Origin of the sequence: Roseateles sp. L2-2 (assembly GCF_050613215.1) — a bacterium.
Taxonomy (GTDB): Bacteria; Pseudomonadota; Gammaproteobacteria; order Burkholderiales; family Burkholderiaceae_C; genus Roseateles; species Roseateles noduli.
Window position 1 is genome coordinate 4568198 of record NZ_CP192509.1, and the last position, 20077, is coordinate 4588274.

Consider the following 20077-nt stretch of genomic DNA (forward strand, 5'->3'; position numbering starts at 1 on the left):
GCGTAGACGCATGGACGCAGGTCGGCGATGGCCCGATCGGGCCGGGATGCTCAGGTCTTGCCGGCCTCGCGCCCGTCGGGCAGCAGGCAGGCGTCGACGACCTGCAGCTTGTTGTCGCGGGCGAAGTTCATGACGAACTCCCAGGCCATCGGTTCGACGGACTTCAGCGCCTCGTTGACGATGACGCACTTGACCCCGTCGATGACGCGGGGCACGCAGTAGGGGGAGTAGCCGAGGTAGGCGTCGCGCCCGCTGCGGGTGCCGCCGGGCCGGAAGCAGGACATCGCGCCAGCCAGACGTTCGGCCCAGTCGCTCGGGCGGAAGGTGCGGCCATCCGTGGTGATCCCCTGGATGAACACTTCTCGCGGCTTGGGCTGCTCAGTCATTGGCTACGGTCTCACGCGTCCCGGCAAAACCGCTATTGTGCCTTGGATGTGTTGCGCCGCAGCACACGTGGGCTTCTGCTCGCCCCGCAGACCACCCTGCTGGTCAGGAGGGCTTGCATGCCTGTGCAGGAGGAATCTCCTCGCCCGCCGGGGTCGACCCGTAGAATCATTTGCTCCCCCAACCCCTCCCCTGTTTGGAGACTTGATGAACGCCCCGGACTCCTCGTTCGCCGCACCGACCGAACCCCACGTGATGCACACCTACGGCCGCCTGCCGATCGCCCTGTCGCACGGCGAAGGCGTCTGGGTCTGGGATACGGCCGGCCGACGATACCTGGACGGCCTCGGCGGGATCGCCGTCAACACGCTCGGACACAACCATCCGAGGCTGGTGGCGGCGCTGCGGGACCAGGTGGGCAAGCTCATCCACACGAGCAACTACTACCACGTCCCGCTGCAGGAGCAGCTCGCGGCCAAGCTCTGCGCGCTGTCGGGGCTGACCAACGCCTTCTTCTGCAATTCCGGCCTGGAAGCCAACGAGGCCGCGCTCAAGATCGCACGCAAGTACGGTCATGACCGCGGCAACGACAACCCCGAGGTCATCGTGTTCGAGAAGGCCTTCCACGGCCGCTCGATCGCGACGCTGTCGGCGACCGGCAACCCCAAGGTGCAGGCGGGCTTCGGTCCGCTGGTGCCGGGCTTCGTCCGCGTGCCGCTGAACGACATCGAGGCGATCCGCAAGGCCGTCGCCGAACATCCGAACGTGACCGCGATCTTCCTGGAAACCATCCAGGGCGAAGGCGGCATCAACCCGGCGCACATCGACTTCCTGAAGGCCCTGCGCAAGCTGTGCGACGAGCACGATCTGCTGCTGATGCTGGACGAGGTGCAATGCGGCATCGGCCGCACCGGCAAGTGGTTCGCGCACCAGTGGGCCGGCATCGTGCCGGACGTGATGCCGCTGGCCAAGGGCCTGGGCTCGGGCGTGCCGATCGGCGCGGTGGTGTGCGGCGACAAGGCCGCCAAGGTCTTCGGACCGGGCAACCACGGCACGACCTTCGGCGGCAATCCGCTGGCCATGCGCGCGGGCGTCGAGACGCTGGCGGTCATGGAGGAGGACGGCCTGCTGGCCAACGCCGCGACCGTGGGCGCCGAGCTGAAGGCCGCGATCGAGCACGGCCTGGCGGGCGAGTCCGGCCTCGTCGAAGTCCGCGGCCACGGCCTGATGATCGGCATCGAGCTGGACCGTCCCTGCGGCGTGCTGCTGACGCAGGCGATGGAAGCCGGCCTGCTGCTGAGCGTGACCGCCGACAAGGTCGTCCGCCTGGTGCCGCCGCTGGTCCTCACGAGCGCGGAAGCGGCGGAGATCGCCGCGCGCCTGGTGCCGCTGGTGAAGGCCTTCCTGGCCGCGCCCGCGCCATGAAACCGGGGAACACGCTCATGCGTCACTACCTGCAGTTCAAGGACCTGCGCGCGGAGGAGTACACCCACCTGTTCGAACGGGCGGCGACGATCAAGCGACGCTTCAAGAACTACGAGAAATACCAGCCGCTGCAGGACCGCACGCTGGCGATGATCTTCGAGAAGGCGTCGACGCGGACCCGCGTGAGCTTCGAGGCGGGCATGTACCAGATGGGCGGCTCGGTGGTGCACCTGACCACCGGCGACAGCCAGCTGGGCCGGGCCGAGCCGATCGAGGACAGCGCGCGCGTGATCAGCCGCATGGTCGACATCGTGATGATCCGCACCTACGAGCAGACCAAGCTGGAGCGCTTCGCGGCGCACTCGCGGGTGCCGGTGATCAACGGGCTGACCAACGAGTACCACCCGTGCCAGATCCTGGCGGACCTGTTCACGTTCATCGAGCAGCGCGGCATGGACCGACGCGGCGCGATCGACATGGACTGCCTGAAAGGACGCGTGGTGGCCTGGGTCGGCGACGGCAACAACATGGCCAACACGTGGCTGCAGGCGGCGGAGATCCTGGGCTTCACCGTGCACGTCAGCACGCCCAGCGGCTACGAGATCGACCCGGCGGTCGCAGGCATCAAGGACACGCGCTGCTACAAGGTCTTCAAGGACCCGAAGGAAGCGTGCCGCGGCGCGGACCTGGTGACCACGGACGTCTGGACCAGCATGGGCTACGAGGCCGAGAACGAAGCGCGTCGCACGGCGTTCGCGGACTGGTGCGTGGACAAGGACATGATGGCGCAGGCCAAGCCGGATGCGCTGTTCATGCACTGCCTGCCGGCGCACCGCGGCGAAGAGGTCGCGGCCGACGTCATCGACGGTCCGCAATCGGTCGTCTGGGACGAGGCCGAGAACCGCATGCACGTGCAGAAGGCGCTGATGGAGTACCTGCTGCTCGGACGCATCGGCTGAGCGCCCTGCCCCGCCCCTGAAGTGACAAGGCCCGCCGAGTGCGGGCCTTGTTCTTTCCTCAGGCTCGGTGGCGCTACCTCGGCGCCACGATCGCCTTCAGGCCGTCCTCGTAGGACCCGGCCGGGTAATGTTTCTGCAGCGTCTTCCAGACGGCGCCGGAGCGCGAGTTCCGCTCCAGCGCGTCGCTCAGCACCTCGCGGTCCTTCGCCGGCAGGTGCCGCGACAGGTAGATCCCGCTGTCCGTCCAGCCGAGCTCCGACATCGGCTCCAGCCGCAGCCGGTCCAGCAGCGGCCGCGTCTTCGAGTCCTGCAGCAAGGTGCCCGCGAGGATGGACGGCGCCATCACCGTCACGTCCGCCAGGTTGCGCTCCAGCGCGCGCACCACCGCCGCCACGTCGGCCTCCACCACCAGCCGGCGTTGCGCCTTCAGCGTCGTCAGCAGCTGCTGGTAGGGCTCGCCGTAATCGAAGCCGCGCACCACGACCACGCGCAGCTCGCGCCGTTCGCCGAGCTCGGCCAGGCTGTCGACCGTCGCGCGGTCCGACGAGATCGAGATCAGCATCGCCCGCGCCTTCATCATCGGGATGAAGTCGCCGTGCAGGTCGCGCTGCGTGGTCCGCGTCGCCGGCACCAGCAGGTCCGCGCCGCCGCCGGCGTACATCGCCTCGACCCGCGCCCGCGGCACGACGCCGAAATCGAACTGGCAGCCGGTCTCCGCCGCGACCTTGCGCAGCAGGTCCGGATAGACCCCGCTGACCTCGCCGCCGGAGGTCACCACGCTCATGCCGATCGGCGCCAGCGGCACCCGGATCGGCCGCGAGCAATCCGCCCGCGCGGCCGTCGCGGCCAGCAGCAGGCCCAGCGCCAGCGCCCCGATTTCCAACGTCTTCATCTTTTTTCTCTCCCATGCCGGAACTGCCGGCGGCGGTGCGCGCTCGTCACATCGCCTCCTGGCGTCCCGTGTCGCCGGCCAGATTAGCAAAGCCCCGGCCCGCCACAACGCGTCAAACCCGCGACTGCCCCCTTCCTCACCCATCCGGAGGGGACGAGCCCCTCCGCTTCGGGGGGGGGCGAGGACGCGCTTCGGGGCGTCCGCCGTCCGCCCCTCGCCAACTTGCGAAGGTTGACGTCAGCCGCGCGTGGCATCCTTGCCGTTCGCATCCGCCTGTTGCCATGAAGACCGCACTGATCTCCGACCTGCACGCCAACCGCCAGGCCTTCGAGGCCGTCCTCGACCATGCCCGGCGGCAGGGCGCGCGGCATTTCGCACTCCTGGGCGACTATGTCGGCTACGGCAGCGATCCCGGCTGGGTGGTCGATCAGGTGCGGGCGCTGCGCGCGGAAGGCGCGATCGCCGTCGCCGGCAACCACGACCTCGGCGTGACGCAGGGGCCCCGCCCCACGATGAACGAGGACGCCCGCGCCGCCATCACCTGGACCCGCGCGAGACTCACCGACGACCAGTTGGCCTTTCTGGCCTCGCTGCCGATGTCGGAGGAAGAGGAGGACTGCCTCTACGTCCACGCCAACGCGTTCGACCCGACCGGCTTCGCCTACGTGCAGGGGCGCCTGGAGGCGATGCGCAGCCTGCACGCGACCGAGTGCCGCTATACCTTCTGCGGCCACATGCACGAGCCGATGCTGTACCACCTCTCCGGCACCGGCAAGGCGGGCGACTTCAAGCCGCAGCCCGGCGTGCCGATCCCCCTGCTGCCCAACCGGCAGTGGCTCGTGATCCCCGGCGCCTGCGGCCAGCCGCGCGACGGCAACCCGGCCGCCGCCTACGCCTTGTTCGATCACGACAGCGAGGAACTCAGCTTCCAGCGCGTGCCCTACGATGTCGAAGCCGCCGCCGCCGCGCTGCGCGCCGCACCCGGCCTGCCCGCCGGCCTCGCGGACCGTCTCGCGCAACGGCTCGTCGCCGGCCGATGAATCGATGAACGACGCCCACTCGACGCACGCTTCAACATCAGTCCCGGTCCCGATCACCTCGCCGCTGCAACCCGGCCAGGTGCTGGACGGTTTCGTGCTCGAGGCGAGGCTGCACCAGGGCGGCATGGCCAACCTGTGGCAGGTGCGGCGACAGGATCCGGCGGATCCCGCGCATCCGGCGGAAGACTTCCCGCTGATCATGAAGGTGCCCCGCATCAAGGGCGGCGAGGACCCGGCCAGCATCGTCGGCTTCGAGGTCGAGCAGATGATCATGCCCGCGCTCAAGGGACCGCACGTGCCGCGTTTCGTCGCGCGCGGCGACTGGCGCCGGCAGGCCTACATCGTCATGGAGCGCATCGAGGCCGAAAGCCTGCGTCCGCGCCTGGACCTGGCCCCGCTGCCGCTGGTGGAGGTCGTGGAGATCGGCATCCAGGTCGCGCACGCGCTCACCGACCTGCACCGCCAGCACCTGGTCCACCTCGACATCAAGCCCAGCAACATCCTGCTGCGGCCCGACGGCACCGTGGTGCTGGTCGACTTCGGCCTGTCGCGGCACGACTTCCTGCCCGACCTGCTGGAGGAGGAGTTCTCCCTGCCCATGGGCACCGGCCCGTACATGTCGCCGGAGCAGGTCCAGTTCGTCCGCAACGACCCGCGCAGCGACCTCTTCGCGCTGGGCGTCATGCTGTACCACCTCTCCACCGGCGAGCGGCCCTTCGGCCAGCCGACCTCGGTGCGGCAGCTGCGGCGCCGACTCTACGTCGACCCGATCCCGCCGCGCGCGATCCGGCCCGAGCTGCCGCCGTGGTTCCAGGAGATCGTGCTGCACTGCCTGGAGGTCCGCGCCGAGCGCCGCTACCAGAGCGCCGCGCAGCTCGCGCTGGACCTGCAGCGCCCCGACGCGGTACCGCTGACGGCGCGCGCGCACAAGCTGCAGCGCAGCGGCATGGTGCGGCGCTTCAAGCGCTGGTTCCTGGCGATGGGCGAGGAACCGCAAGCGCCCGCCTCGGTCGGGGCGCAGGTGGCGCGCAGCCCGGTGATCATGGCCGCGGTGGACGTGCTGGGCGCGACGCCGACGCTGCTCGAAGAGCTGCGCGAGGTCGTGCGCCGCCTGATGCAGACCGAACCCGGCGCGCGGCTCGCGTGCGTCGGCGTGATGAAGACCAACCGCATCGGCATGGACGAGCTGACCGACGCGCAGGGCCGCAGCCATCACGTGCAGCAGCTGATCGCGCTGAAGAACTGGGCGCACCCGATGACGCGGGAACTGGCGCTCGAGGACGGCCGCCTGACCTTCCACGTGCTGGAGGCGCCGGACGCCGCCGACGCCCTGATCGAGTTCGCCGCCAAGACCGGCGTCGACCACGTCGTGATGGGCGCGCGCGCCAACTCGATGATGCGGCGCTACCTGGGCAGCGTGTCGGCGCAGGTCGTCTCGCAGTGCGCCTGCACCGTCACCGTCGTACGCGAACCCGTGCTGCCCGACGACCCGCCGCCGCCCGACAGCACGCTGATCAGCCCGTCGGCGTCGAACTGACCGCCATGTCCGCCTTCGCCGACAACCCCTGCACCCGCTGCGGTGCCTGCTGCGCGAGTTTCCGCGTCGACTTCTCGCGCCAGGAACTGCTGAGCGAAGGTGGCACGGTGCCGGACGGCTTGACGGTGGAGGTCACGGACTCCACCTGCCGCATGCGCGGCACCGACCACGCGCGGCCACGTTGCGCCGCCCTGCAGGGCAAGGTCGGCGAGCGTGCCGGCTGTGGCATCTACGAATGGCGGCCGTCGCCGTGCCGCGACTTCGGCATGCGCGCGCCGTTGGGCATCGGCGACGACGCCTGCGCGCGTGCCCGCGCGCGCCACGGACTGCCGCCGCTGAGCGCCTGAACCCTCGACGGTGGCGCGCTAGCGCATCACCTTGGCCGGCTGCATCTTGGCCTTCAAACTCTCCAGCTTGGCCGCATAGAGCTGCCGCTGCGGCGCGGTGACGCTGTATTCCTCGGCCTTCGCCAGCTCGGTGCGCACGACGTCCCACTTGCCCAGGCCCACGTTGGCCAGGGCCATCCAGAAGTGGAACTCGTGGTAGTAGGCCGAGCGGTCGATCTCCTTGGCGAAGAGGTCGCGCGCCTTGGCGTACTCGCCCGCCTTCATCGCGGCGATGCCGAGGTCGAAGAACTTGAACGGCGGATACGGCTGCAGCAGCGCCAGCTGCGCCTCGTACTTCTGCGCCTCGGCGAGCTGCCCCTGCAGGCGCAGCGCCTGGGCCAGGTTGGCCATGGACTGCACGTTGGCCGGCTCGCGCGCCAGCACGAAGCGGAAGGCCCGTTCCGCGAGCGCCGTGTCGCCGTGGCGGCGGTAGATCACGCCCAGCGTGTTGAGCGCCGTCAGCAGCCGCGGATCGTGCAGCCAGGCCGCGCGGGCCCACCAGTAGGCGCGGTCGATCTGGGCCTGCGCCATCAGTTCCGCGGCCCGGTTGTTCATGTACATCGCGACGATCATGCGTTCGTCCACCGGCATCGCGCGCTGGCGCTGGATCTGCGCGCCGGGCAGGAAGTCCACCACCAGCGAGGGCTCGTCGTTGCCCACCACGCGGAAATCCGTCCGCCGCCGGCCCAGCGCGATGTTGACGTGACCGGAAACGACCTGCAGGTCGCCGACGCGGCTCCACTGCTCCTCGTCGTAGATCTGGCGGAAGACGAAGGGCAGCCCCATCTCGCGCGCGAACACCGCCGTCATCATCGCCAGCGACAGGCAGTTGCCGGCCTTGGCGTCGAAGGCTTCGGCGGCGGTGCGCGTGGTCTCGGCGTCGTACTCGAGCTGCAGCTCGTTGCGGTTGTAGAGCGCGTCCAGCAGCAGGTGGCGCAGGTCGCGCGTGTCCATCACCAGCGCGGAGCCGGTCGCGTTCGGGATCCGCGCGCGGATGAACTCGCGCATCTTCGGCGTGATCGCCATGACCCGCTCCGGATCGATCACGTCGCGCGACGGCGCGAACAGCTCGTCGTGGATCAGCGGCGCCGTGTCGGCGCTGGTCACGGGGACCTCGGGCGCCGTGGCGCATCCCGTGAAGGCCAGCGCGGACAACATCGTCGCGCCCAGCATCAACGCCTGGCGGACCGAGTGGACAACCTGGATCGTTCCCATGACCGTCTCCGATGCGACCTCTGACAGGGCCGCTGACGAGTCATGCTACTCCGCCGCGCGGCACGTGCGGGCCCGTGCGACGGATGGGGTGATCCCGGGCTTGAAAGCCGTCCGGCGAAGCGTCAGCGCGGTGGCGCACGTCACGCCCGGGATGCGCGGCGCGCCGCCTCAGGCTCAACGCCGCTCGACGACGAACACCGCCACGCTGCGCGCCGGCACCCGGAATGCGCCTTGGGCGGCGTCGATGCGTGCCTCGGTTCGCACCCGCGCATCCGCCGCGCCGGCGGCGCGCTGTACCGGATGCAGGCGCCACGCGAAGCCGGCTTCGGCGGGCAGCGTCAGCGCGGCCTCCCCGGCGCTCGCGTTGACGACGTACAGCACACGCTCGAAGACCGCGTCCGCACGCCCCGCGCCGTCGAGCCGGCCGACGATCACGCCCGCCTGCTGGTCCGGGCCGGTGTTGTGGAAGACCAGCCGGCGCCGGATCTCTTCCGGATCGGCGAGACGGAACAGCGGCGTGCTCGCGCGGATGCGCAGCTGGTCGAGGAACACGCGCCGCGTCCAGTCGATCTGCGCCGGGCCGGGTTTGATCGCGGCATCGGCCAGCAGCGGTCGCAGCAGCGCGTAGTCCGACCCGCTGTCGCGCGCCGGCGGCAGCCCGGCGCCGAAGCCGTTGTCGCGGCCGGTCCAGTCCAGGCGGTTGAACCAGTCGCCGGAGTCATAGCTGTTGCGGTCCATCGACTTGGAACGCAGCAGCTCGCCGCCGGCGTGGAAGTAGGCGACGCCCTGGCTCAGCGCGTTGATGCCGAGCGCCACGGCCTGCGTGCGGGCGCGGTCGTCGGCGCTGGTGTGGCGCGGCAGCTTCAGCACGAGCGCGTCGAACAGCGTCTGGTTGTCGTGGTTCTCGACGTAGTTGACGACCTCCGCCGGCACCGACGCGTAGCCCGCCGGCTGGTCGCCGTAGGGCAGCTTGTCGCCGGCGACGCGGCGGCCGTCGACAGTCTCCAGCTCGAAGCCGCGCAGCGTGCCCGCCATCGCGAGCTTGAGCAGGTCGCCCTGACGCAGCAGTTCCTCGCGGCGTGCGGCGTTCCCTGCGCGGCCGTCGACTGCGGCGTCCGCAGGCACGATGAAGCCGGGCCGACGCGCCGACGTGGCCGCATCGTCGCCCGCCGCACCGCCGCGCACCGCATCGCGGCCGCGATCGCTGAAGGTGCCGATGCCGGTGCCGTTCAGCGACAACTGCGAGGCCTGCACGAAGCGCGCGCCGTTGGCGACCTCGCCGAAGTTCCAGCCCTCGCCGATCAGTTGCACTTCGCGGCCCAGCTCGCGCTTCAGACGCGCCTGCAGCTGTTCCATCACCGCGCGCGGCTGGTGGCCCATCAGGTCGAAGCGGAAGGACGCGATCTTGTATTCCCGCGCCCACAACACCACCGAGTCGACGAGCAGCTTGCCCATCATGCGGTGCTCGGTGGCGGTGTTGTCGCAGCAGGTGGAGCGCTCGACGCGGCCCAGCGCGTCCAGACGCTGGTAGTAGCCCGGCACGATGCGGTCCAGCACCGAATGCGGATGCTGACCCGACGCGGTCGTGTGGTTGTAGACCACGTCCATGCCCACGCGCAGTCCGGCCGCGTGCAGGCCCATCACCATCGCGCGCAGCTCGCGCACGCGGACCGCGCCGTCGTTGGCGTCGCTGGCGAAGCTGCCCTCGGGCGCGCTGTAGTGGAAGGGGTCGTAGCCCCAGTTGAAGCAGTCCTTGTCGGCGACGGCCATGACGGCCGCCTGCTGCGCGTCGCTGCCGGGCGCGGCCTTGGGCACGCTCGGGATCACGCAGCCGCGCTCCGGCACGGTGGCCAGGTCGAAGACCGGCAGCAGGTGCACGTCCGTCAGACCCGCACGGCTGAGCGCGCGCAGATGGCGCATGCCGGCCGAGCCGGACTGCGTGAAGGCCAGGTACTTGCCGCGCTGCGCGGCAGGCACGCTGCGGTCGTCGCGGGAGAAGTCCCGCACGTGCAACTCGTAGACGACCATGTCGGTCGGCGTCTTCACACGGTCGGGGATGCGACTGCTCGACCAACCGCGCGGCTGCAGACGCGGCTCGGACAGGTCGGCGACGTAGCTGCGCGCCGAGTCCGCCGACAGGCTCACGGAATACGGATCGGTCACGAGGTTGCGCACGCGGCCGACGCCCGGCACGAAGAGTTCGACGAGGTAGCGGTAGTACGCGCCGCTGCGCACGGCCGTAGCGCCGGAAGCCGCGGACACGGCAGGCCCGCTCGCCGTGTCGACGCTCCAGATCCCCGTGCGGTCGTCGCGCGACAGCGGGAGGCGCGCGCGGGCGGCGCTGTCGGGGCCGTCGTAGGCGCAGAGCTCGACGCGATCGGCCGTCGGCGCCCACAGCTTGAAGGCGGCGCCCTTAGTCGTCACCGTCACCCCGAGCGCCGTCTCGGCTTCGGCGGCGGCAAAGATCGCATCGAGCGCACGCGCCGTCTGCGACGGACTCCAGCGCAGCACGCGCCCCTGCGCGTCTTCGACCGCGATCAAGGCCTGCCCCCGCGGCATCGTCGCGGGATCGACGTCCGCCTCCAACGCGAACTCCGCGCCGGCGCCCAGGTAGGCGGCTTGGGCGGCCGTCTCCGCGCTCAACGGCTCGCGCGTGGCGTCGACCGTCCGGAGCGTGAGGCTGCGGTCGCTGCCGCTCACACGTCCGTCGACCAAGGCCAATCCGCCCGACGTCGAGTGATGCCAGCGGACGACCTCGCCGGCGACCAGCGACAAGCCCGGCCACCGCAGACGGCGCGCATCGAGCCACACGGGCTGCGGCGCGGCTGACGTCGCCGTCGCTGTCGCCGTCGCAGTCACCGTTGGCGTCGCCAACGTCGACGCCTGGGGCGTGAGCACCGTCACCGGCCCGACGTCGCAGGCGGCGAGCGACGGATCGACCGCCGCCATCGCCAACGGCATCCCGGCCACGCCGCTCAGCATCCATGCCGCCAGAAGCGGCCAGGCAGGGGACAAGGTCGAGCGCACGCCCATCGGATCTCCATCGAGGTGTTGTTCTGACGCCAGCACCGCGCTTCTTGGCGCGTGTACCGGCGATGTGTTTTAGATGGTAGCAAAACTACATACCAGGAGGATCAGGACTTCCCTTCATAGGTCATACCTTCTATGCTTCGGCGCGGCGACGCTTTCGAGATTCTTTCAAGCGTCACTAAAATCTGTACTTTTGCTACAGATCAGACAACAAGATCAGGAGACCCAGAGATGACGCGTCGCCCCACCGCCATCAGCGCAGCAACGGTGCTGGCCGCCGCGCTGGCCGCCGGACTGTCGAGCCCGACGGTGCACGCGGCGCCTGCCGCTGCCGCGTCGCCGGTCGACCTCTCGCCGGTGAAGGAAGTGCGCGGACGCAGCACGCTGCCCGAGGGCTGGCAGCACGGCGCGTTCATCGAGATCTTCGTGCGCGGCTTCCAGGACAGCGACGGCGACGGCATCGGGGACCTGCGCGGCGTGACGCAGCGGCTGGACTACCTGAAGGACCTCGGCGTGAAGGGCATCTGGCTGATGCCGATCACCGCGAGCGCCGACCGCGACCACGGCTACGCGACGACGGACTACCGCGCGATCGAGCCGCAGTACGGCACGCTGGCTGACTTCGACGAGTTGATCCGCGAAGCTCACCAGCGCGGCATCGGCGTGGTCATGGATTACGTCATCAACCACAGCGCGCGCGAGCATCCGTTGTTCCGCGCGGCGGAGGCGGATCCGGCGAGCCCCTGGCGCGACTGGTTCGTGTGGACCTCGCAGCCCTTGGCCGGGCTGAAGGGCTGGGACATCTGGGGCAAGACGCCCTGGTACCTGCCGGGCGAGGAAGTCCCGGATCTTCCCGAAGGCGCCAGCGCGCCGCCCAAGCCGGAATCGACCGCGCGGTCGCCGGCCGGATCGCCGCGTTACTTCGCGGTGTTCGGGCCGCACATGCCGGACTACAACATGCGCAACCCGGCGGTGGTGAAGTACCACGCGGACAGCCTGCGCTTCTGGCTCAACCGCGGGCTGGACGGCTACCGGCTGGACGCCGTGCCGCATCTCATCGAGAACAGCGCGAAGGACTGGAACGACCAGCCGGAGAGCCGCGCGCTGACCGGCGAGTTCACGCGGCTGATCAAGCGCTACCCGCATCGTTTCGTCGTCTGCGAGGCGACGGCCGAGCCCAAGGTCTACACCCGCGACGACATCTGCGGCAGCGCGTTCGCGTTCGGGCTGGAGCGCGCGGTGATCGACGCGGCCAAGGGCGGCGAGGGCTCGACCGAGGCGGTGGCCAAGGTCGCGCGCTTCTTCACCGAAGCGCCGACCGCCATGGCCACGATGCTGAGCAATCACGACATCTTCGCCGGCAAGCGTGCGTGGGACCAGTTCGAGGGCGACGAGGCGCGCTACAAGCTCGCCGCCGCGACCTATCTGCTGCTGCCCGGCACGCCGTTCATCTACTACGGCGAGGAGATCGGCCAGGCCGGCGTCGCCGGACTGCCGGGCGACGCGCCGCTGCGCGCGCCCATGAGCTGGAGCGCGACATCCGCCGGTTTCTCGACGGGCACGCCGTTCCGTCCTGCCTCGCCGAACATCGCCACGCACAACGCGCAGGCGCAGGCCGCCGATCCGGGCTCGCTGCTGAACTTCTACAAGGCGATGCTGGCGCTGCGCAACAGCCAGCCGGCCATCGCGCGCGGCCACTACGAGGCGCCGCTCGCGCAGGGTCAGGTGTTGAGCTTCCAGCGCGCCTACCAGGGCCAACGCGTGCTAGTCGTCATCAACTACGGCCGCGATGCTGTCGAGGTCTCGTTGCCCGGCCTGCCGGCAAAGGCAGGCCTGCGTCCGCTGTACCCGCGACAGCCGCTGCGCACGTCGTCCGCGGCGACCTCGGCGACTACGGCGAAAGCGGATGCTCGCGGACAGGTGACGCTCAGTTCCCCGCCCCTGTCCGTGCAGGTCTTCCGCGTTCGCTGAAGGGCGTGCACGATGTCGACCTTCGCCTCCCTTGCCTCATTCGTCTCATTCGCTTCCCTCGCCTCGAGCCTCCTCGTCATGACCAACGCCCCCGCCGCCGCCGCGACGGCCGCTCCCGCTGCTTCCGCCTCGCCTTCCACCGCGCTCACGATCGCTCGCGTCGAGCCGCCGGACTGGTGGGTCGGCATGAAGTCGCCCGACCTGCAGGTGATGCTGCATGGTGCCGGCATCGGCGCCCTGGAAGTTGAACTCGCCCCCGCCCCCGGCGTGACGCTGGTCGGCACGCGTCGCGGCGACAGCCCCAACTACCTGTTCGTCGACCTGCGGATCGAGGCGTCGGCCAGGCCGGGCACGCTGACGCTTCGCCTCAAGCGCGACGGCAAGGTCGTCCTCGAACATCCCTACGCCTTGCGCGAGCGCACGGCGGGCTCGGCGCAGCGCGCGAGCTTCGGCCCCAAGGACGCGATCTACCTGGTGGTGCCGGACCGCTTCGCCAACGGCGACCCGTCCAACGACGTCGTGCCGGGTCTGGCTGAAGGCCTGAACCGCGCCGATCCGGGCGGCCGCCACGGCGGCGACCTCGCCGGCCTGACGGCCCACCTCGACTACATCGCCGCGATGGGCTTCACGATGCTGTGGCCCACGCCGCTGTCGGTGAACGACAGCCCCAAGTGGAGCTACCACGGCTACGGCGCGACGGACTTCTACCAGGTCGATCCGCGCTTCGGCAGCAACGCCGACTACGTGCGGCTCGGCGCCGAGGCCAAGCGCCACGGCATCGGCCTGATCCAGGACATCGTGCTGAACCACATCGGCGTGCATCACTGGTGGATGGCCGACCTGCCGACGGCGGACTGGGTCAACACCTGGCCCCAGTACACCGAGACCCATCACGCGCGGATGTCGCTGCAGGACCCGTACGCGGCGCCCAGCGACCGCCAGCGCTTCAGCGACGGCTGGTTCAGCCCCGGCATGCCCGATCTCAACCAGCGCCAGCCGCTGGTGGCGACCTACCTGACGCAGATGAGCCTGTGGTGGATCGAGACCGCCGACCTGGCCGGCGTGCGCACCGACACCTACAGCTACTCCGACAAGGACTTCCTGGCCGCATGGTCGAAGCGCCTGAAGGACGAGTACCCGAAGCTGAACATCGTCGGCGAGGAATGGAGCCCGCACCCGGCCGTGGTGTCCTACTGGCAGGCGGGCAAGCGCAACCACGACGGCTACGTGTCGTCGCTGCCCAGCCTGATGGACTTCCCGCTGCAGGAGGCGCTGCTCGCCGGCCTGAACCAGCAGGACGCGCACGACGGCGGCTTCATGAAGATCTATGAGGCGCTGGCGCACGACTTCGTCTACCCGGACCCGGCCAACCTGGTGCTCTTCGAAGGCAACCACGACACGCCGCGCGTCTACAGCGTGCTGCACGACGACCTCGAGCTGACGAAGATGGCCTGGGCCTACCTGTCCTTCGTGCGGCGCATCCCGCAGTTCTTTTACGGCTCGGAGATCCTGATGACCAGCCCGCGCCATCGCGACGACGGCGCGGTGCGGGGGGACTTCCCCGGCGGCTGGGCCGGGGACGCGGTGAACGCCTTCACCGGCGCGGGGCTGGGCGAACGCCAGGCCGGCGCGCAGGCGTGGCTGAAGCGGCTGCTGAACTGGCGCAAGGCGGAGACGCTGGTGCACGACGGCGCGCTGATGCAGTACGCGCCGCTGGCGGAGACCTACGTGCTGTTCCGCTACGACGCCGCGAAGGGCCTGGGCGGCAAGCGCCTGATGCTGGTGATGAGCAAGGCGAAGGAAGCGCGCGAACTGGACCTGACGCGTTTCCCCGAGATGCTGCGCGCAGGCGACACGGCGGTCGACGTCCTGACCGGCGAGCGCAGGACGCTGGGCAGGACCCTCACGCTGCCGGCCCGCTCCGTGACGCTGCTGTCGATCGAATGAACGCGTGACCGCCGACCGGGCGGGTCGGCGACTGGGTGAGAATCGGCCCCGGTCCCCTCGACTGGAGCCGCCCATGCGCCCTGCCCTCCGCCTGCTGATGCCGATGTGCGCCGCGTTGGCGATGTGTCTGTCCGGCGGCGGCGCGGCCCGCGCGGCCGACTACGCCGGCCCGATCTTCGACGCCCACCTCCACTACAACGAGGAAGCCTGGAACGGTCGCGAGGGTCCGCATCCGCCAGCGGATGTGCTCGCGCGCATGAAGCGCAGCGGCGTGAAGGCGATCCTCTCCAACTCGCGGCCGAACGACGGCACGCGCACTCTCGCGCAGTGGCCTGAGACGCGGGCGGCGGGCGTGACCGTGGTGCCCTTCATCCGCCTCTACCGGAATCGCGCCGACTACGACAACTGGTTCCGCGACGAGAGCATCTACAAGATGGTCCAGGAGGAGCTGGCGCGCGGGACTGCTTCGAGTCCGTATCGCGGGCTCGGCGAATTCCACCTCTACGACAGCGCCAACGCGCGCGGTCCGGTCGCCCGCAAGCTCATGGCGCTGGCGGAAGAGAAGTCGCTCGTCGTCCTCGCGCACGTCGACGACGAAGCGATCGATCTGCTGATGGAGGCGACCCCGAGCAAGGGGCGTGAGGCACGCCTGATCTGGGCGCACACCGGCATCAACGGCGCACCGATCGCGCGCGTCGAGGCGCTGCTCGCGAAGTACCCGCGGCTGATGGGCGAGCTGTCCTATCGCCCCGGCCTCACTTGCGACGACGGCAAGCTCTGCGCCGAGTGGCGCGCGCTGATCCTGAAGTACCCGGATCGTTTCCTCGTGGGCTCCGACACCTGGGTCAACCAGCGCTGGCAGAACTACGAAGCGACGATGCAGGGCTACCGCGTCTGGCTCGGCGATCTGCCGGCGGATGTCGCACGCGGGATCGCGTGGAGCAACGCGGCGAAGCTCTTCGGCCTGCCCGACTGAAGCCCTTCACCTGCGCGCAGCGGCGCTGAGGCCAGGCCGGCCTGCAGACTCGACGCCGGAACACGGCATCACACGTAGCAGCTGCACCCCATCGCGCCCCAGAACGCCTGCGCCGACGTCGCATCGCGCGCCGCGCTGGCGACTGCCGTGTGATCGTGGCCATGCACGCCGCAGCCGCTCGCGCAGGCGCACTGCGCGGCGTACTGGTAGCGGCGCTCGGCATCGCTCAGCGATGAGGCCACCGCCGACTTGCGCGCCTGGTAGCCGCCGTAGGTCTTCACCGGCGACCAGTCCGGCATCGCGGGCGGCAGCGCGGGTGCGAGCGACGCATACGCGCCGCTGCCGTGCACCGGCTTGCCGGCCACCACGGTCAGCACGGAGGTGATGTCCTGGATCTGGTCCTCCGGCACGGTCAGGAAGTCGCGGTCCAGCACCGCCAGGTCGCCGAACGCGCCCGGCTTCAGCACGCCCTTCTTCCCCGTCTCGCGCGAGAACCAGGCGCCGTCGGCGGTCATCAGGCGCAGCGCGGCGACGCGGTCCAGCCGCCGCTCCTCCGGATACAGCAGCGTGCCGCCGATGGTGCGCCCCGACACCAGCCAGTACAGCGCCTGCCACGGGTTGTAGCTGTTGACGCGCGTCGCGTCCGTGCCCAGCGAGACGGGGATGCCCATCTCCAGCATGCGCTTGACCGGCGGCGTCTCGGCGGTCGCCTTCAGCCCGTAGCGGCGGATGAAGTACTCCCCTTGCATCGACATCCGGTTCTGCACCGCGATGCCGCCGCCCAGCCGCCTGATGCGTTCGAGGTTCTGCGGCGTGACCGTCTCGCAGTGGTCGAAGAACCAGCCGAGCTGGTCGATCGGATGGTCGCGGTGGACCTTCTCGAACACGTCCAGGCTGCGCGACACCGTCTCGTTGTAGGTCGCATGCATGCGCCACGGCCAGCCGTTGCCGGCGAGGAAACGCACAACGCCTTCCAGGTCGTTCTCCATCGCCGCCGGCATCTCGGGTCGCGGCTGGAGGAAGTCCTCGAAGTCCGCCGCGCTGAAGGCCAGCATCTCGCCCGCGCCGTTGAGCTTGTAGAAATCGCTGCCGTCGCCGGGCCTGCCCATCCTGGCCCAGCGCTGGAAGTCCGCCAGTTCCTGTTTCGCCTTCTGCGGGAACAGGTTGTAGGCGATGCGCACCGTGAGGCGGTTCTCCTTGGCGAGCTTGTCGATGATCGCGTAGTCGTCGGGGTAGTTCTGGAAGCCGCCGCCCGCGTCGCCGACCGAGGTCACGCCGAGCCGGTTCTCCTCGCGCATGAAGTGCAGCGTGGAGTTGAGCTGCTGCTCGGGGTCGAGCTTGGGTCCGAGGTTCAGCGTGTTGTAGAGGATGAAGGCGTTGGGCTCGGCCAGCAGCAGCCCGGTGGGCTCGCCGCGCGCGTCGCGCTCGATGATGGCGCCGGCGGGCTGCGGCGTGTCCTTCGTGTAGCCGACGGCGCGCAGGGCCGCGCGGTTGAGGAAAGCCTGGTTGTAGAGGTTGAGCACGAACACCGGCGTGTCCGGCGCGGCGGCGTTGAGCTCGGCGAGCGTCGGCATGCGCTTCTCGTCGAACTGGAATTCGTTCCAGCCGCCGACCACCCGCACCCACTGCGGCGCGGGCGTGCGCGCGGCCTGGTCCTTGAGCATCTGCAGCGCCGCGCCCAGCGAGCGCACGCCGTCCCAGCGCAGCTCCATGTTGAAGTTGAGCCCGCCGCGGATGATGTGCATGTGGGAGTCGGTGAGCCCCGGGATCACGCGGCGCTTCTCGACGTCGACGACGCGGGTCTTCGCGCCGGCGAGCTTCGCGATCTCCGCGTCCGTGCCGACCGCCATCACGACGCCGTCGCGCAGCGCGATCGCGGTGGCCTCGGGCTTCGCCGGGTCCATCGTCGTGATGCGACCGTTGCGCAGGATCATTTCGGGCGCGCCGCCCTTCCCCGACTGCGCGAGCACCGGTCCCGCCATCACGCTGATCCCGAGCGCGGCGGCGGCCTCCATGAAATCGCGGCGGCTGCCCTGCGGCGCGTCCTCGCGGCCGGTGCGGATCAGGTCGGTGAACATGGCAGGCTCCTGTGCGTGAGGACCGGCCGATTCTTCGCCGGATTGTCGCGACGGGCCTCTCCCGAAAGGGGGGACACCAATGGGGGATGCGATACCTACGTAGAGGTGATTGCGAGAGACGCCGAGGGCCGAATACGCTGGGTACCCAAGGAGTTGTTCATGAAGTCACCACGCGAGATACATGAGAAATACGGCATCCCCTATCACGAGCGGACGCAGATCTACCCTGCGAAGAATCTTCCGCCTCCAGGAGAAGAACACCGCTCCTCCGGCGGCGTGAGTCCGGAGTTCATCGCCACCGTCGATCGACTCATCGCAGAGCACCGAGACGTGCTGCGTGCCCTTGCGAAGCGCTGAAGCATGCTGGACGCAGACCAGGTTCTCCGAATCCACGATTCAATCCTTCGGGATGAAGGTGGATTGCCCGGTGTGCTCGGACCGGGCGCGCTGGAAAGCGCACTGGCGCGTGTCATCAACAGGATGCAGTTCGCAGGCATGACCGACGTCTTTGAGAGACCGCCGCCATGTATGCAGTGGCCATCGCTCGCGGACATGTCTTCAACGATGGCAACAAGCGAACGGCGCTTTTGAGCGCCTTGGCACACCTCGACTCGGAAGGAGTCCTGCTTCAACGGAGCAGGGATCTTGAAGAAGTCATGGTCGATGTCGCTCAAGGGCATCTCGACGAAAAGGACCTCGCAGCCATCTTCCTCTCGCTCTGTCGTCCCCCACAAGGACTCGCCGAATGAGCCGCGATGAGGCGTCGTCCCGACGCCTCATCGCATTCCTCTCGGCGCTCAGCGCTTTCAGGGCCGGTCGCGCTTCGGCACCCGCGTCTCGACCGCCTTCACCTGGTACTTCGGCTCGAAGCGGCAGGTCTGACCCAGCTTCTCCTTCGCCTTCTCGCAGCCGGCGGCGATGGACTCGGGCGTGGGCTTCTTCCCTTGCGTCGCCCAGGTCGTCAGCGCGTCCATCAGTGCCGCATAGGTCGGGTCGCTCAGGTAGCTGTGGTCCCGGTCGCCGGTGAAGGTCTGCACCAGCGCGTCACCGCGTCCCGCCGCGGCCATCGTGCGGCCGAAGCTCTCCTGCAGCTCGACCATCGCCGTCGGGTCGTGGATCGCGTGCACCGTCAGCACCGGCACCGGGATCTTCCCGCCCAGGTCCGCATCGGCGGACAAGGTCGCCACGGCCTTCGCGTCAGCCTTGTAGCGCAGCACACCGGCGTTCAGCGCCGCGTCGTCGCTGGAACCCGCATACACCGCGCCGACGTTGCCGAAGGGGCTCGCGCCGCCGGTGCGCTTCTGCGCGATGTCCTGGAAGTGCCAGGTCGCCCAGTTCAGATGCGACTGGATGCTGCGCTCCGGAATGTGGATCACGTCGACGATGGTCTTGATCTTCGCCGTCTGCTCCGCCGACCGCTCCGCCGCCGGCTTGTTCAGGCCCAGGCAGTCGTCGACACGTTTGGCCAGGTCCGCCTGCTTCATCGGCGAGTCCGCCGGCAGCCCGATGTTGAGCGGGTACTGCGGCTCGCTCGGCAGCGGGTGGTTGTGGCAGAGGTACTGGTAGACGACGCGCAGGTCCAGACGGAAGTCGTAGCTCCGCGTCCCGCCGCCCAGCACGCCCGAGGTCAGCAGCACCGCGTCATAGGGCTTGCCGTCGGCGAACAGCTCCGCGCCCTTCGCCGCGACGCTGGCGCCCCAGGACTGGCCGTGCAGGTACACATGCTTGGGCTTGGCGACCTTGTCGATGAACAGGCGGCGCAGGCGCTCGTTGTCCTCGGCCGCGGCGCTCACCGCGACGCCGCCCTGGCGGTAGCTCGACGACGCGAAGGCGTAGCCCAGGCGCGGCATGATGGTCCAGCGCTCGACGTCCTCCGTCACGCGCTTGACCGTCGGCGCCCCCAGGAAGGGCCCGCCGTGCGCGTGCACGACCAGGTCGCCGTTCCACTGCTTGGGCATCACGATCATGTAGATCGCTCCGGCGCTGTCCGTGCCCGACAGGCAGCTCGCGCCGTCGCCGACGCCCGACGGACAGGCCGTCGGGGTCGGCGCGGCTTCACGCGCCATGTCGAAGACAGGACCTTGCGGCTTCTTCGCCACGGCGACGGGCGCACAGCCCGTCAGGCCGAGAACGCCCAGCGCCAACGCGGCTGCGGCCGCCATCGTCGCCGTGCGCACAGCCGGTTTCCACGCGCCGCTGCCGGCCCCTTGTGTCATCAGCATCCTCATCCCTTCATC

The 20077-nt window shown here is 69.6% G+C and carries 16 protein-coding genes; 10 read left to right on the forward strand and 6 right to left on the reverse strand.

The features are described 5' to 3' along the window. Window positions 1–50: 50 nt before the first annotated feature. Complete coding sequence (locus tag ACQZ13_RS20375; protein ID WP_431047581.1) at window positions 51–386, reverse strand: DUF3579 domain-containing protein; 336 nt, start codon at window positions 384–386, stop codon at window positions 51–53. Between the two features lie 205 nt (window positions 387–591). Between ACQZ13_RS20375 and ACQZ13_RS20380 the strand changes: the two genes are divergently transcribed. Both ACQZ13_RS20380 and argF read left to right on the forward strand, forming a co-directional pair. Beyond that, window positions 592–1809: an aspartate aminotransferase family protein gene (locus tag ACQZ13_RS20380; RefSeq protein ID WP_431047583.1), complete on the forward strand. Its 1218-nt coding sequence runs from the start codon at window positions 592–594 to the stop codon at window positions 1807–1809. After that, the gene (gene argF / locus ACQZ13_RS20385) at window positions 1806–2768 is read left to right on the forward strand and encodes an ornithine carbamoyltransferase (protein WP_431047585.1); all 963 of its coding nucleotides are present in this window, start codon (window positions 1806–1808) and stop codon (window positions 2766–2768) included. The genes ACQZ13_RS20380 and argF overlap by 4 nt, the downstream gene beginning before the upstream one ends. A gap of 73 nt (window positions 2769–2841) precedes the next feature. Here the strand turns inward: argF and ACQZ13_RS20390 are convergent, their stop codons facing one another. After that, window positions 2842–3660 (reverse strand): transporter substrate-binding domain-containing protein, encoded by an 819-nt coding sequence (locus tag ACQZ13_RS20390; protein ID WP_431047587.1) that lies wholly within the window; start codon window positions 3658–3660, stop codon window positions 2842–2844. A gap of 281 nt (window positions 3661–3941) precedes the next feature. Here ACQZ13_RS20390 and ACQZ13_RS20395 point away from each other — a divergent pair, with 281 nt between their 5' ends. The 3 genes from ACQZ13_RS20395 to ACQZ13_RS20405 are packed head-to-tail and all read left to right on the forward strand — an operon-like array spanning window position 3942 to window position 6584. Further along, complete coding sequence (locus ACQZ13_RS20395; RefSeq protein ID WP_088405389.1) at window positions 3942–4700, forward strand: metallophosphoesterase family protein; 759 nt, start codon at window positions 3942–3944, stop codon at window positions 4698–4700. A 4-nt stretch (window positions 4701–4704) separates the two neighbouring features. Continuing rightward, on the forward strand, window positions 4705–6237 hold the full coding sequence (locus ACQZ13_RS20400; protein ID WP_431047589.1) for a protein kinase domain-containing protein: 1533 nt from the start codon (window positions 4705–4707) through the stop codon (window positions 6235–6237). Between the two features lie 5 nt (window positions 6238–6242). Further along, window positions 6243–6584, forward strand: coding sequence for a YkgJ family cysteine cluster protein (locus ACQZ13_RS20405; RefSeq protein WP_431047591.1), 342 nt, complete (start codon window positions 6243–6245; stop codon window positions 6582–6584). Window positions 6585–6602: 18 nt separating this feature from the next. On the opposite strand, the gene ACQZ13_RS20410 is transcribed toward ACQZ13_RS20405, so the two are convergent. After that, complete coding sequence (locus ACQZ13_RS20410) at window positions 6603–7838, reverse strand: tetratricopeptide repeat protein (protein WP_431047593.1); 1236 nt, start codon at window positions 7836–7838, stop codon at window positions 6603–6605. 174 nt (window positions 7839–8012) lie between these two features. After that, complete coding sequence (locus tag ACQZ13_RS20415; protein WP_431047595.1) at window positions 8013–10871, reverse strand: alpha-1,6-glucosidase domain-containing protein; 2859 nt, start codon at window positions 10869–10871, stop codon at window positions 8013–8015. 228 nt (window positions 10872–11099) lie between these two features. Here ACQZ13_RS20415 and ACQZ13_RS20420 point away from each other — a divergent pair, with 228 nt between their 5' ends. The 3 genes from ACQZ13_RS20420 to ACQZ13_RS20430 all read left to right on the forward strand — a co-directional run bounded on the left by ACQZ13_RS20420 (window position 11100) and on the right by ACQZ13_RS20430 (window position 15762). After that, window positions 11100–12839 carry an alpha-amylase family glycosyl hydrolase gene (locus tag ACQZ13_RS20420; RefSeq protein WP_431047597.1) on the forward strand — a complete coding sequence of 580 codons (1740 nt, stop codon included), beginning with the start codon at window positions 11100–11102 and terminating at the stop codon, window positions 12837–12839. A 78-nt stretch (window positions 12840–12917) separates the two neighbouring features. Next, on the forward strand, window positions 12918–14786 hold the full coding sequence (locus ACQZ13_RS20425; RefSeq protein WP_431047599.1) for a glycoside hydrolase family 13 protein: 1869 nt from the start codon (window positions 12918–12920) through the stop codon (window positions 14784–14786). 97 nt (window positions 14787–14883) lie between these two features. Further along, window positions 14884–15762, forward strand: a complete 879-nt coding sequence (locus tag ACQZ13_RS20430) for an amidohydrolase family protein (protein ID WP_431053312.1) — start codon at window positions 14884–14886, stop codon at window positions 15760–15762. Between the two features lie 68 nt (window positions 15763–15830). Here the strand turns inward: ACQZ13_RS20430 and ACQZ13_RS20435 are convergent, their stop codons facing one another. Beyond that, window positions 15831–17744, reverse strand: a complete 1914-nt coding sequence (locus ACQZ13_RS20435; protein ID WP_431053314.1) for an amidohydrolase — start codon at window positions 17742–17744, stop codon at window positions 15831–15833. A gap of 255 nt (window positions 17745–17999) precedes the next feature. Between ACQZ13_RS20435 and ACQZ13_RS20440 the strand changes: the two genes are divergently transcribed. Further along, the gene (locus ACQZ13_RS20440; protein ID WP_431047601.1) at window positions 18000–18197 is read left to right on the forward strand and encodes a hypothetical protein; all 198 of its coding nucleotides are present in this window, start codon (window positions 18000–18002) and stop codon (window positions 18195–18197) included. 167 nt (window positions 18198–18364) lie between these two features. Then, complete coding sequence (locus ACQZ13_RS20445) at window positions 18365–18589, forward strand: type II toxin-antitoxin system death-on-curing family toxin (RefSeq protein WP_431047603.1); 225 nt, start codon at window positions 18365–18367, stop codon at window positions 18587–18589. A 57-nt stretch (window positions 18590–18646) separates the two neighbouring features. Here the strand turns inward: ACQZ13_RS20445 and ACQZ13_RS20450 are convergent, their stop codons facing one another. After that, window positions 18647–20002, reverse strand: coding sequence for a hypothetical protein (locus tag ACQZ13_RS20450; RefSeq protein ID WP_431053316.1), 1356 nt, complete (start codon window positions 20000–20002; stop codon window positions 18647–18649). Window positions 20003–20077 lie beyond the last annotated feature (75 nt).

Excerpts from the sequence above, each read along its gene's own strand:
- ACQZ13_RS20440 (WP_431047601.1), top strand. The coding sequence starts at position 18,000 with ATGAAGTCACCACGCGAGATACATGAGAAATACGGCATCCCCTATCAC.
- ACQZ13_RS20410 (WP_431047593.1), bottom strand. The coding sequence starts at position 7,838 with ATGGGAACGATCCAGGTTGTCCACTCGGTCCGCCAGGCGTTGATGCTG.
- ACQZ13_RS20390 (WP_431047587.1), bottom strand. The coding sequence starts at position 3,660 with ATGAAGACGTTGGAAATCGGGGCGCTGGCGCTGGGCCTGCTGCTGGCC.
- ACQZ13_RS20380 (WP_431047583.1), top strand. The coding sequence starts at position 592 with ATGAACGCCCCGGACTCCTCGTTCGCCGCACCGACCGAACCCCACGTG.
- ACQZ13_RS20420 (WP_431047597.1), top strand. The coding sequence starts at position 11,100 with ATGACGCGTCGCCCCACCGCCATCAGCGCAGCAACGGTGCTGGCCGCC.
- ACQZ13_RS20395 (WP_088405389.1), top strand. The coding sequence starts at position 3,942 with ATGAAGACCGCACTGATCTCCGACCTGCACGCCAACCGCCAGGCCTTC.
- ACQZ13_RS20405 (WP_431047591.1), top strand. The coding sequence starts at position 6,243 with ATGTCCGCCTTCGCCGACAACCCCTGCACCCGCTGCGGTGCCTGCTGC.
- ACQZ13_RS20375 (WP_431047581.1), bottom strand. The coding sequence starts at position 386 with ATGACTGAGCAGCCCAAGCCGCGAGAAGTGTTCATCCAGGGGATCACC.
- ACQZ13_RS20450 (WP_431053316.1), bottom strand. The coding sequence starts at position 20,002 with ATGGCGGCCGCAGCCGCGTTGGCGCTGGGCGTTCTCGGCCTGACGGGC.
- ACQZ13_RS20445 (WP_431047603.1), top strand. The coding sequence starts at position 18,365 with ATGTATGCAGTGGCCATCGCTCGCGGACATGTCTTCAACGATGGCAAC.
- ACQZ13_RS20435 (WP_431053314.1), bottom strand. The coding sequence starts at position 17,744 with ATGGCGGGACCGGTGCTCGCGCAGTCGGGGAAGGGCGGCGCGCCCGAA.
- argF (WP_431047585.1), top strand. The coding sequence starts at position 1,806 with ATGAAACCGGGGAACACGCTCATGCGTCACTACCTGCAGTTCAAGGAC.
- ACQZ13_RS20430 (WP_431053312.1), top strand. The coding sequence starts at position 14,884 with ATGCCGATGTGCGCCGCGTTGGCGATGTGTCTGTCCGGCGGCGGCGCG.
- ACQZ13_RS20400 (WP_431047589.1), top strand. The coding sequence starts at position 4,705 with ATGAACGACGCCCACTCGACGCACGCTTCAACATCAGTCCCGGTCCCG.
- ACQZ13_RS20425 (WP_431047599.1), top strand. The coding sequence starts at position 12,918 with ATGACCAACGCCCCCGCCGCCGCCGCGACGGCCGCTCCCGCTGCTTCC.
- ACQZ13_RS20415 (WP_431047595.1), bottom strand. The coding sequence starts at position 10,871 with ATGGGCGTGCGCTCGACCTTGTCCCCTGCCTGGCCGCTTCTGGCGGCA.